This is a genomic window from Mycobacterium sp. E3305 (assembly GCF_001666785.1).
Taxonomy (GTDB): domain Bacteria; phylum Actinomycetota; class Actinomycetes; order Mycobacteriales; family Mycobacteriaceae; genus Mycobacterium.
Map to the genome: position 1 here is coordinate 1 of NZ_LZJA01000243.1, position 503 is coordinate 503.

Sequence of the window (503 nt, forward strand, 5' to 3'; positions counted from 1 at the left end):
GCTGGGCTTTCCGACCTTGGACGGCTATTTGAACAACACGGGATCCGCCAAGACCTATTTCGGCGCGATCGTCGGCCGCTATGGCAATCGGATCGCCAAGGGGGCTTTCTCGTTGAACGGCAACGAGTATCACTTGCCGGTCAACAATAACGGCAACAGTCTGCATGGCGGGACCACCGGTTTTGACACCAAGGTATGGCAGGCCAGCGAGCGGAACGACAGTGACAGCGTGGGCCTGACGCTCCAATATGTCAGTCCCGCAGGCGAAATGGGCTATCCCGGGACGCTGACGACAACCGTCACCTACACCCTGAACCAGAAGAACGAACTGCACCTCGACTACCACGCGACCACCGATGCGCCGACCGTGATCAACCTGACCAATCACAGCTACTTCAACCTCGCGGGTGAGGACACGCTCGACATCTACGACCAGAAGGTCACCATCGATGCCGACAACTACACGCCAACCGAGCCCACGAGACCGATCGGTATCGCGGATT

At 58.6% G+C, this 503-nt stretch carries 1 pseudogene; it reads left to right on the forward strand.

The features are described from left to right. A pseudogene (locus tag A5701_RS22485) lies at positions 1-503 on the forward strand (galactose-1-epimerase); the annotation flags it as partial.